Annotated in this window: 11 protein-coding genes and 5 tRNA genes; all 16 read right to left on the bottom strand. The window is 41.0% G+C overall.

What is annotated here, in order from left to right:
* Nucleotides 1-294: 294 nt before the first annotated feature.
* Nucleotides 295-990, bottom strand: a complete 696-nt coding sequence (gene rplA, locus MSG95_RS16570) for a 50S ribosomal protein L1 (protein ID WP_004699173.1) — start codon at nucleotides 988-990, stop codon at nucleotides 295-297.
* Between the two features lie 3 nt (nucleotides 991-993).
* Entirely contained in the window at nucleotides 994-1,422 is a 429-nt protein-coding gene (rplK, locus tag MSG95_RS16565) for a 50S ribosomal protein L11 (RefSeq protein ID WP_001074682.1), read from the bottom strand.
* Nucleotides 1,423-1,531: 109 nt separating this feature from the next.
* Nucleotides 1,532-2,065 (bottom strand): transcription termination/antitermination protein NusG, encoded by a 534-nt coding sequence (gene nusG / locus MSG95_RS16560; RefSeq protein WP_003654499.1) that lies wholly within the window; start codon nucleotides 2,063-2,065, stop codon nucleotides 1,532-1,534.
* Between the two features lie 7 nt (nucleotides 2,066-2,072).
* On the bottom strand, nucleotides 2,073-2,513 hold the full coding sequence (gene secE / locus MSG95_RS16555) for a preprotein translocase subunit SecE (protein WP_004699177.1): 441 nt from the start codon (nucleotides 2,511-2,513) through the stop codon (nucleotides 2,073-2,075).
* A 75-nt stretch (nucleotides 2,514-2,588) separates the two neighbouring features.
* A tRNA-Trp gene (locus MSG95_RS16550) sits at nucleotides 2,589-2,664 on the bottom strand.
* 60 nt (nucleotides 2,665-2,724) lie between these two features.
* Nucleotides 2,725-3,915, bottom strand: coding sequence for an elongation factor Tu (gene tuf, locus MSG95_RS16545; protein ID WP_002157016.1), 1,191 nt, complete (start codon nucleotides 3,913-3,915; stop codon nucleotides 2,725-2,727).
* A 149-nt stretch (nucleotides 3,916-4,064) separates the two neighbouring features.
* A tRNA-Thr gene (locus MSG95_RS16540) sits at nucleotides 4,065-4,139 on the bottom strand.
* A gap of 13 nt (nucleotides 4,140-4,152) precedes the next feature.
* Nucleotides 4,153-4,228: transfer RNA gene (locus MSG95_RS16535), tRNA-Gly, on the bottom strand.
* Nucleotides 4,229-4,265: 37 nt separating this feature from the next.
* A tRNA-Tyr gene (locus MSG95_RS16530) sits at nucleotides 4,266-4,349 on the bottom strand.
* Nucleotides 4,350-4,403: 54 nt separating this feature from the next.
* Nucleotides 4,404-4,479 (bottom strand) — tRNA-Thr (locus MSG95_RS16525).
* A gap of 98 nt (nucleotides 4,480-4,577) precedes the next feature.
* Complete coding sequence (trpE, locus tag MSG95_RS16520) at nucleotides 4,578-6,071, bottom strand: anthranilate synthase component I (protein WP_039254174.1); 1,494 nt, start codon at nucleotides 6,069-6,071, stop codon at nucleotides 4,578-4,580.
* A 107-nt stretch (nucleotides 6,072-6,178) separates the two neighbouring features.
* Nucleotides 6,179-6,847: a phosphoglycolate phosphatase gene (locus tag MSG95_RS16515; RefSeq protein WP_049065290.1), complete on the bottom strand. Its 669-nt coding sequence runs from the start codon at nucleotides 6,845-6,847 to the stop codon at nucleotides 6,179-6,181.
* Nucleotides 6,848-6,912: 65 nt separating this feature from the next.
* Nucleotides 6,913-7,539, bottom strand: coding sequence for an FHA domain-containing protein (locus MSG95_RS16510; protein ID WP_077165227.1), 627 nt, complete (start codon nucleotides 7,537-7,539; stop codon nucleotides 6,913-6,915).
* A gap of 40 nt (nucleotides 7,540-7,579) precedes the next feature.
* The gene (gene gspD / locus MSG95_RS16505) at nucleotides 7,580-9,856 is read right to left on the bottom strand and encodes a type II secretion system secretin GspD (protein WP_077165228.1); all 2,277 of its coding nucleotides are present in this window, start codon (nucleotides 9,854-9,856) and stop codon (nucleotides 7,580-7,582) included.
* Between the two features lie 41 nt (nucleotides 9,857-9,897).
* The gene (locus tag MSG95_RS16500; RefSeq protein ID WP_077165229.1) at nucleotides 9,898-10,734 is read right to left on the bottom strand and encodes a type II secretion system protein N; all 837 of its coding nucleotides are present in this window, start codon (nucleotides 10,732-10,734) and stop codon (nucleotides 9,898-9,900) included.
* Complete coding sequence (gspN, locus tag MSG95_RS16495) at nucleotides 10,734-11,477, bottom strand: type II secretion system protein N (protein ID WP_077165230.1); 744 nt, start codon at nucleotides 11,475-11,477, stop codon at nucleotides 10,734-10,736. The genes MSG95_RS16500 and gspN overlap by 1 nt, the downstream gene beginning before the upstream one ends.
* Nucleotides 11,478-11,828 lie beyond the last annotated feature (351 nt).

The following is an 11,828-nucleotide window of genomic DNA, read 5'->3' as shown; positions in this document are numbered from 1 at the left end:
GTACCCAATGGGCACACTCCCAGTTCGTAAGTCTTTCGACTTACACGCGGAGGAGGAACAAATCACACCACCGCGTCTACGCAGGCTGGTTTATTAAGAAAATCGCTATTCGAAAATAACGTCTTTTCGCCTGAGGTCTTTGACGCTGATAAATTCTCATTTATCAATTCAAAGTCCGCCTGATAAGTAATAGATAAAGCTTTACTCTACCGAAGCAAAAGCAGAAATAACTTTTCTGTTTTATGCTTAATCCTCATCAGGACTTTAAAATTCTTTACTTAACCAAGTTAAAACTTAGTTAGAAACGTTGTTTACATCAACAGTAAGACCAGGACCCATAGTTGAGCTCAAAGTGATCTTTTTGATGTATACACCTTTAGAAGTTGCAGGTTTTAACTTTTTCAAGTCAGCAACTAAAGTTTCAACGTTTTGACGGATAGCAGCAGCATCGAAGCCTAATTGACCGATCGCAGCATGGATAATACCCGCTTTGTCTACACGGTAACGAGCCTGACCAGATTTAGCGTTTTTAACAGCATTCGCTACGTCAGGAGTTACAGTACCAACTTTAGGGTTTGGCATTAAACCACGTGGACCAAGAATTGTACCGAGCTTACCAACAACACGCATAGCGTCTGGAGCAGCGATTACAACATCAAAGTCAAGGTTTCCACCTTGGATGCTTTCAGCTAGGTCATCAAAACCTACAACATCAGCACCAGCTTCTTTAGCAGCTTCTGCTTGCGCGCCTTGAGCAAATACAGCTACACGTACAGTTTTACCAGTACCTGCAGGTAATGTAGTTGCACCACGAACAACCTGATCAGATTTACGTGGGTCTACACCAAGATTTACAGCAACATCCAAAGATTCTTTGAATTTTGCAGCAGGTAGGCTGTTAAGAACTTCTACCGCTTCTTCCAAAGTGTAAACTTTGTTTGCTTCAACAGCAGCAGCAATGGCTTTTTGACGTTTAGTTAACTTTGCCATGTCTTATAGCTCCACTTCCAAGCCCATAGAACGTGCAGAACCAGCAATGGTACGAACACGTGCGTCTAAATCAGCACCAGTTAAATCTGGCTCTTTAGTAGTCGCAATTTCTTCTAACTGAGCACGAGTCAACTTACCAACTTTAGTTTTGTTTGGTACAGATGAACCCTTTTGGATACCAGCAGCTTTCTTAAGAAGAATAGACGCTGGAGGAGTTTTCATGATGAATGTGAACGACTTGTCGTTGTACACAGTAATCACTACAGGAATTGGAAGACCTGGTTCAACTTTTTGTGTAGCAGCATTGAATTCTTTACAGAATGCCATGATGTTTACACCACGTTGACCTAATGCAGGACCAATTGGTGGAGATGGATTTGCTTTACCAGCTGGAACTTGCAGCTTGATATAGCCGTCAATCTTCTTAGCCATTTTAAAATACCTCTGGGTACAAACGCCGCTAGGCTCCCCAATCTTTACGCAACACTACTGTTACAACAACAATGCCCGATAAAATCGGGCGCTTTTCAACCAATTGAGATTAAATCGTTTTTTCGACTTGACGAAATTCGAGTTCAACCTGAGTTGGTCGATTAAATACATTAATCGTCAACGTTAAACGTGACTTTTCGTATTGAACCTCTTCCACCACACCCTTAAAGTCAGTGAATGGGCCATCAATAACGAGTAATTCTTCACCTGGTTCAAACATCGTCTTAGGACGTGGAGCTTCACCAGTATTACGTACACGCGCAAGAATCGCATCTGCTTCACGTTGAGTGATTGGCGCAGGTTTTTCAGGTGTACCACCGATAAAACCTAATACTTTCGGACATTCTTTAACAATATGCCAAGTATCGTCATTCATTTCCATTTCAACTAACACATAGCCAGGAAAGAATTTACGCTCAGACTTACGTTTCTTACCATCCTTCATTTCCACCACTTCTTCGGTAGGAACAAGGACATCACCAAAGCTATCAGCAACAGCGCTACGCTGGATTCGTTCTGTAAGCGAACGCAACACTTGTTTTTCATAGCCAGAGTAGGCATGAATAATGTACCAACGTTTCATAGCTCTTTTACCCGATAATCAACTTAATTAACCAACCCAAACCATAGTCAAAGCACCATAAAACCAATGATGCAACAACTACAACCAATAGAACCTGCCACGATGTAGTGACTGTTTCTTGTTTTGTTGGCCAAGTTACTCGACGCAATTCGACTCGTGCATCTTTTAGCAAACGAACGAAGCCTTTACCTTGATGGGTGGCGTATAATAAACCTAAAGCCACAACGATACAAGCTAAAATTGCACCAACGCGGACCCAAACATTATTTGCAGGTGCCCAATACGCTGGCAAGTGCTGATTCACCATAGTAGCCGAAAGCAACAATGCAATTGCAATCACCCATAGAACAATATCTAGAGGCGAACCAGAACGAACAACTTCAGCAGAATTATTTCTTTGAGGAATTGGCGCGTCGCTCAATGCGTCACGCGATTTATCATTCGACATTTTTGTACTCGTCGTAGAACTCGCGACTTATTATATGAACAACTAAGCCAGCATCAAGCTTTTTATTTCAAAATATGGCAGGTCAGGAGGGACTCGAACCCCCAACATTCGGTTTTGGAGACCGACGCTCTACCAATTGAACTACTGACCTATAATGCAAGTTGAGAGCCAAAGCCCTCAACTTGATACGTAATCCGTCACTATATTATGCTTATGCAGTTACTTTCGCAACAACACCAGCACCTACAGTACGACCACCTTCACGGATCGCAAAACGTAGACCTGGGTCCATTGCGATTGGGTGGATTAATTCTACTGACATTTCAACGTTGTCACCTGGCATAACCATTTCAACGCCTTCTTTCAACTGGATCGCACCAGTTACGTCAGTTGTACGGAAGTAGAACTGTGGACGGTAACCATTTAAGAATGGAGTGTGACGACCACCTTCTTCTTTAGAAAGTACATATACTTCTGCGTCGAATTTAGTGTGCGGCTTGATTGTACCTGGTTTAGCAAGTACTTGACCACGTTGTACGTCTTCACGCTTAGTACCACGAAGTAATACACCACAGTTCTCGCCTGCACGGCCTTCGTCAAGAAGTTTACGGAACATTTCTACGCCAGTTACAGTTGTTTTAACTGTATCTTTAATACCAACGATCTCTACTTCTTCACCAACTTTAACAATACCTGATTCTACACGGCCTGTTACTACAGTACCACGACCAGAAATTGAGAATACGTCTTCGATTGGCATTAAGAATGCTTTGTCGATAGCACGTTCTGGTTCTGGGATGTAAGAGTCAAGAGCTGCTACAAGAGCAAGAACTGATTCTTCACCGTAAGGACCTGCTTCACCGTTAAGAGCAGCAAGAGCTGAACCACGGATTACTGGAGTGTCATCACCTGGGAAGTCATAAGTAGAAAGAAGTTCACGAACTTCCATTTCCACTAATTCAAGTAATTCTTCGTCATCAACAAGGTCGCATTTGTTTAAGAATACGATGATGTAAGGTACACCAACCTGACGAGAAAGAAGGATGTGTTCACGAGTTTGTGGCATTGGACCGTCAGTCGCAGCACATACAAGGATCGCGCCGTCCATCTGAGCAGCACCAGTGATCATGTTTTTAACGTAATCGGCGTGGCCCGGGCAGTCAACGTGTGCGTAGTGACGAATTGGAGAATCGTATTCTACGTGTGAAGTATTAATTGTAATACCACGTGCTTTTTCTTCAGGTGCTGAGTCGATTTGTGAGTAATCTTTCGCTTCACCGCCGTAAGTTTTTGCACAAATAGTTGCAATCGCAGCAGTTAAAGTTGTTTTACCATGGTCAACGTGACCGATTGTGCCCACGTTTACGTGTGGCTTATTACGTTCAAACTTAGCCTTAGCCATGTTTATAATCCTCGTTTACGTCGAACACAATTCTGAGCAAACACCCAGCATCGACATGTCGCCTAAAAAATCAAACACCCAATACTTGAAAAGCAGACTAATAAGCCTGCTTTTTAAATCTTTGTAGAAAATCTACTAAACTGTATATCTGGAGCTCTTATCGAGATTTGAACTCGAGACCTCTCCCTTACCAAGGGAGTGCTCTACCACTGAGCTATAAGAGCGATTGTCCTTCGATGGAGCGGGAGACGAGGATCGAACTCGCGACATGCAGCTTGGAAGGCTGCCGCTCTACCAACTGAGCTACTCCCGCACTGTGTTGGTATATATACCACTTCAATCGAAGTTAATGGTGGTGAGAGAAGGATTCGAACCTTCGAAACTTTCGTAGCGGAGTTACAGTCCGCCCCCTTTGACCGCTCGGGAATCTCACCATATCACACTTATTTCAGTGTTGTTCTTTACTTCACAACTACACACCTTTAAGATGGTGCCGGCACACGGATTCGAACTGTGGACCTACTGATTACAAGTCAGTTGCTCTACCAACTGAGCTATGCCGGCTCTTCTTAGTGTTTCGTACGTTTCGTATCGGAACGGTGTGCAGTTTAGCAAAACTTCCAAACGATGCAAGCGATTTTTTAAAAAAAATCGCTAAAAACTCATAAAATCAATCCGTTTGATGATAATTCAACCGCTTTGATCACTGCGCGAGCTTTTATTTGGGTTTCATTCCATTCAGATTCAGGATTTGAGTCAGCTACCAAGCCTGCTCCAGCCTGTACATAGACTTTTTTGTCACGAATAACGCATGTACGGATTGCGATCGACATATCCATTTCACCATGCCATCCCAAATACCCCACTGCTCCACCAAAGACACCTCGTTTCACCGGTTCTACTTCATCAATGATTTCCATTGCACGAATTTTTGGGGCACCAGATAAGGTACCAGCAGGGAAAGTCGCTTTAAACACATCTAAAGCATCTATATCGTCACGAACTTCGCCTTGTACGTTTGAAACAATGTGCATGACATGTGAATAGCGCTCAATCACCATTTGATCAGTTACTTGAACCTTACCTATTTTAGAAACTCGTCCAACATCGTTTCGACCAAGATCAATTAGCATTAAGTGCTCAGCAATTTCTTTTTCATCTGAAAGTAAGTCTTTTTCTAAAGCAATATCTTCCTCTTTAGTTTTTCCGCGCGGCCTCGTACCTGCAAGTGGACGAACTGTCGCAATACCATTTTCTAATCGAGAAAGAATTTCTGGTGAAGAACCAACAATATGAAATGGTTTTTTATCAGTAATCGTTTGCCCTTGTACCAAGAATAAATAAGGCGAAGGATTTAAATGACGTAATGCACGGTAAACCTGTAAAGCCTCACCATCAAAATCAGAAACCATGCGCTGCCCTGGAACAACCTGCATTACATCACCAGCACGGATATATTCTTTAACTTTTTCTACTGTTTCTAAGAACTTTGCTTTACCCGTAATTGATTCAAAATGAGGAGGAGTATGTGGTTTGGCTTGCAAGCTAACAGGAATAGCGAGTAACTGTTCTAATTGATCTAATTTTTGCTGGGCATCTTGATAAGCATTTGCCTGTGTTGCATCAGCATGAACAATTAAAAATAGAGTATCTTTAAGGTTATCAAAAACAATAACTGTTTTTGACAACATTAACCACAAATCAGGTAACGTGATTGGGTCAGCTGCAGGTACATTCTTTAAGCGTGGTTCAATATAACGGACAGCATCATAACCCAAATATCCCACTAATCCGCCTGTAAAGCTTGGTAAGTCCGGCAAGAGCTCTGCCGATGGCACTTTAAATTGTTTTTGGAAGTTGCGAATATATTCAAAAGGATCTTGGCAATCTTGTTGTGTGATTGAGCCATCAGCATGCTGTACAGACAAAACCCCAGCATTGCATGAAAAAACGGTTGATTCGCCTAATCCAATCATAGAGTAGCGCGCCCAGTTTTCCCCACCCTCAACCGACTCAAATAAATAAGCTTGTGTTTGGTCTTTAAAACGAGCAAAAACCGATAATGGGGTTTCTGTATCTGCTAACCGCTGACGATAAACAGGAATAGTGTTATAACCAGCAGCCTTAAGTTGCTCGAATTGCGCTAATGTTGTCATGAATCTTCTCTAATATGGTTTCGATTTAAAAGTGTTTTTTCTAGATTCGGTTTAGACACGCCATCGAAAAACCATACGCTTATTCATTCTTATCTCCATTTTCTTCATTAAACAATTAACTCAGCAAGACTATCAACAACTTGCTGAGGTTGGCAATCATAGATGCTTTCTCCATGATTATAGCCATAGCTAACCACAATACAATCAATTCCAGCACGGCGCGCAGCTTCTACATCATTGCTTGAATCACCAATCATTAACGATTGTGAAGCAGACGTATTTAGACTTTGCATGCAATGCAGCAATGGCAATGGATGTGGTTTTCTTTCAGGCAAACTATCTCCCCCAAGCACAACTTGGAAATAAGAGGAAAGTTCTAATGCATCTAATAGTCCTTGAGCAAGTTTGACAGGCTTGTTAGTAACACAAGCCATTTTTATATTTAGAGTTTGGCAATGTTTTAAAAACTCAGGTACACCAGAGTAAATTTGAGTATTTACACAAAGTTCTGCACCATATGTCTCTACAAATGTGTGTAATAAAACCTTATGTTGTTCAGCATCTAATTTACCAAATAGATGAAGCAAAACACTTTCACAGAGTTTTGAGGCACCTTTACCCACCCATTCTCTTATTTGTACTTCTGTCACCAATGGCCAACCGAGTGATTGCAGACTTAAATTCATAGACCGATATAAATCGGCAGCGGAGTCAACAAGTGTTCCATCCAGATCAAATAAAATTAAATCGCGCTTACTTAGTTGTGCAACAGACATTTTCTTCTACTCAAAATTAAAAAGGCATGCGTTTGGCATGCCTTGATTGTAAAAGCAGCAACGGATTATTTAAAGAATAACCATGCTAATACAGCTAAAATTACTAAAATAATAATAGTGATTAAACCAACTGAAGCATTCTTCTGTTGCTCTTTTTCTTCGGCAACACGAGAAACAGGCTCATCAAAAGTCACAGGTGATGGTTGTTTTACATTAACATCCACACCTTCTGGAATAGGCGCAGGTTTTGGAATAGAAATATTCTGCGGCATACCATCGTGGCGAACTTCTACCTCTGCAGCACGCTCTGCAAGGCTTGGCATACCTTGATCACTTAAATCCTGTATTGGTGCAGCTTGCACTGGTTCTGCTTCAACTTCAGGTAAATCAGTAATTTTTTGAGCAGGTGCTAAAACCGAGAATTTGAAACTCGCAAATTGAACAATATCACCATCATGTAGCTGCTTTTCTTGCTCAATACGAATATCGTTTACAAATGTACCATTCGATGAATTAAGGTCTTGAACCCATAGCAATTGATCTTTTAAAAGCAATGCAGCATGGCGACGTGAAATTTCAGCAGCTTGTAACAACAAATCAGCGTCCTGATGGCGCCCTACCAACATATCACGATCAACTGTAATTTCTTGTCCAGTAATTTCACCAGTAATTGCTTGTAGTTTCCAAGTCATGCATATGTCCTATTCATTTTTTATCAATCATAACATGCTACTACTGCGCTGTGTTTGGTCGCAGTGTGGTAGTTGTTACTGTATTTTTAGTACGATTCACTTCTGGTTCAGGCAACTGCAAAGTTTGCTTTTGAACCGTTGGTTCGACTGCTACTGGGGTTATTACTGTCGTACTTTTACCACCCGAAGGAACTTGCTGATAATTTTTTGACTGCGGAGCAATACTTGGGGCAGTCATCTTTTGATTATAGACGTCATCAACCTGTTCAGGCAGTTTTGCAAAATTACCATTTTTATCCATAGCTAATTGCAAACTATAAAGCTGGTTATAGCGCTGCTGAGATAAACGACGAACATCATTTGCATCACCCACAATTGTTGGATGAATAAAGACAAGAAGGTTACGTTTTACATTACTTCTATTGTCCGAACGGAACAATCGTCCAACATAAGGAATACTACTTAAGCCGGGTATGCCTTGTCTTGAAAGTGAAGTGTCATCCGACACCAAGCCACCAAGCACGACCGTCTGTCCGTGTTCAGCCAAAACAGCAGTTTTAATGGCACGTTTACTTGTCACCAAATCAGCCGCTTGGCCACGATTATCTTGAACAGCAGAGACTTCTTGTTCTACTTCTAGACGAACCGTACCACCCTCACCAATATGCGGAATGACTTTTAATGTTACCCCCACATCCTTTCGCTCTACAGTTGTATATGGGTTGATACCAGTACTGTTTGTAGTCACTGAGCCTGTTACAAATGGAACGTTCTGACCTACAACAATATAAGCCTCTTCATTATCCATCGTTACAATGGATGGTGTTGAAAGCAAGTTTGATTTGGTATTGGTTTTAAGGGCCTGAATTAATGCACCATATGCCTTACGGGAATTCTCAAAATTACCCAAAGCTAAAGTTGCACCATTACCTTTATTAGCACCACTAGCAATAGCGGATGCAGCTCCAGCCGAACCACCCGACAAATAACCAGCAGCAATAGAAGATAAGCTAGCACCTACATTACTAAAGCTAAGTAAACCAATCCCACTAGATAAATCACCGAGTGCCCATTGAATTCCAAGTTGATCTGCATCATCACCCGAAACTTCAATAATTGCAGCCTCAATCAGTACTTGTTGGCGGCGAACATCTAGCTGTTGAATCGCAGATTCAATTTCACGCATTAATTGCGGATCAGCCTTAACGACCAAAGAGTTTTGAGCATTATCTGCAATAATGCTTACGCCATTTTGGCTAAAGCTGGAAATATTGTTTCGATTACTATTGTTTGAATTGCCATTTAGATTGATTGATGGAGTCGAGATCGAACTTCCATTTGAACCTGATGTATTTGAACTGGAGTTCTGGTTATTCCCAATCAAGTTATTCATCGAATTTGATGAGTTTGATGAATTGTTATTGTTACTAGACGACGAGACAGCCTGACCAGTGACCAAACCTTGTAAAATTTCTGACAGGCTTTTAGCACTTGCGTATTTCAAACGGAAAACTTTTAAACCACCTAAACGGTCAGCAGAAGGTACATCCAGCATTTCAATCATGTGGCGAATGCGCTTACGTGTTCCCGGATCACCTTTTATCAAAATACGATTCGTTCGATTATCGGCAATAATACGAATACGAGCACCATTAAAATCTTTTGATGCTCCAGTTGCACTCATCGCTTCAAGTTGAGTAATAATTTCTTCGGCTTGGCTCGACTGAAGGTTAATCGCTTCAATATCATTTTGCCCAGTTCCGTCTAAGTTACGGATAATATTTTCAAGCTGATAAATGTTCGCAGCTCGATCAGAGACAATAAGAGCATTGGTGCCTGCAATCGCAGCCATATGCGCAAACTGCGGCATTAAAGGGCGAAGTGCTGGAATTAAGTCATTTGGATTGGTATTTTCAAGCCAAATCACTCGTGTAACAATTTGATCACCACGAACCTTATTTCGAGAATCATAAGGAATTCCCGAGTTTTTAACGTTGCTATCTGGCACAAGTTTAATTGTATTACCAGATGGAATCGCAACTACCCCATTTACATTTAAGACCCCAAGAAATAAATCATAAACCTCATCTTTATTTAAGGGTTTATTCGAAATAACAGTGACATTCCCACGCACTCTCGGATCAACAGCAAAGTTCTTACCAGTAATGTCTGCAACTTCATTAATAAAGGCAGTTAAGTCAGCATCACGTAAATTGATCTTCCATGTTTGGGCATAGGCACTGCTACTTACTGTCGCAATCAATGGGGCTGCTGCAAGTAATGCCCAAAGTGGACGTTGATGATTCAATAAAGCCATAACTCGCGATATTTCCTAACTCTTATGGTGACGTGTTATCACTAAAAACTTTGTTGTATGGTCATCACTTGATCACCACGTTTTATTTCTATTTTTACTTGTCCTGCTCGCCGAGCCTGTTCAAGTAATTGCACATCCGTTTGCCCTTGCCCAACCGTTTGACCATTTAAAGAGACAATTCGATCGCCAGGCTTTAAACCTAGCTTATTTCTAAGCGCGGTTGGTGTACGTTCTGTAACTTCATATCCTTCACCAGAGCCTCCACTAACCCCCATATCTTTGAGGTACTGATCTCGATTTCCTTGCATCTGCTGAATCGCTTGCCCCAAAGCTTCTTGGGTCGTATTCACAGGTGCCGTAGGCTGAGATGGCGTGACAGCTTGCGGTGATGCATTTGGAGTCATAGGCTGATATAAACCATTTGGCAAACCTTTGAACTGAAGTTCGCGAGTACTACCATTTCCTTGACGTAATACCACATGATCCCAATAAACCTCTGCCAGTTGATAAGAGGTAGAACCTATGGTTTCACCAACTCGATAACGTTCAGCAGTATTATCAACCTTAATAACAGCAGAAGAAAACTGGTTTGGATACCCAACCATTACGCCTTGTAATTCTAGATTCACATTTTCTTGAGCCGCATTGGCAGAAGGTTCATTAAAAATTGAAAAAGTACTAATGTTTGGTATTTGAGGTTGTTGAGAACCGAGCTCTACACGATCAAACTGCATCATTTGAGGGGGTGCTACCACCAACCAAAAAAATGAAGCCAGCTTCCAACATAACCACAAAATTAAAATAATAAGGACAACTACACTGAGTCGATCTAACTTTTGCCACTGTAACTGCTGTAATTTATCAATCCATGTTTTCATCAGTTACCACCTTGTAATAATGGTTGACGAGAACTAATGACAAAAGTATCTAAACCAGCTTTTCCGTCATAAGATGGAACATTAAGCAATAAACGCTGTGTAAGTTGAACATCAAGCATCATATTGGCATCCAGTAAAAGATTCGCCATTTTTTGATTGCGTTGATCTCGAATATCAATTTGTAGCTGCCCATTATGGTCAGTCAACTGTCCACTTAAAGAAGGCATATTCATACGATCTTGACGATCACCAATCGTATAAACGAGTGCTCCACCACCCCAATGCAATTGACCATCAACCGCAGCAAAACCTTGCTCTTTTTTATAGTTAAATTGGATATCTTTAAGTTGAATACTATTTGCAGGCCATTGCCAATTCACAATCTGCTTCAGTGTTTCTGGCGCAACTTGCCCAGTCATATTCCTTACAATGACTTTTTTGCCAAAACCATACGCCATAATCCCCGTTAACTGTGTATTACCACTATGAATATCAACATCTGCAGCGAAGCGTAATAAAAATAAATCTAGAGGTCTTGTTTTCCAATGAATGGTGCCACGCAGAGCACCACGATGCCAGTCCGCTTGCCCCTGCCAGATATTCCCACTCACATTATGGACAGTTTGATTATTCTTTGAAAATTTAGAGATAAGCCAAGTCGCTGGAATCTGTAAAATAATAAAAATTAAAAATGCAATGAGGGCAAAAAACCACCACTTCCATTGCTTAGACTTTTTCTTCATTCAGCCTTACCAACATGCAAATTATCGTCCTTATATGAGAGTTCCTCTCTAGTCTGACATTATGCATACTTTTTCAACATCGCCAATTGACTTCATATAAAAAAACCAAGCAATCAAGCTTGGCATCTTCTTAAAGACTATAAGTTGAACGTATGACAGAATCATGAAAATTTAAGATGATCTTTCTAAATGTGAATTTAGTCTCAACAATACATTTAATTAGGAATGGCTTTGTTGCACAAAGCTATTCTTGAAGGCTTCTTCAGTAATATAATTTCCAGATGAAGAAGCCTACACCTAAAATCTATCGTACAACCAATTGGTCCTCGTATAACCAAGCTTTAATCAAGC

The organism is Acinetobacter sp. IK23, from assembly GCF_035615275.1.
Taxonomy (GTDB): domain Bacteria; phylum Pseudomonadota; class Gammaproteobacteria; order Pseudomonadales; family Moraxellaceae; genus Acinetobacter; species Acinetobacter seifertii.
The sequence above is the reverse complement of the archived record's forward strand: the minus strand, read 5'-3'. Positions and strand labels throughout refer to the sequence as shown.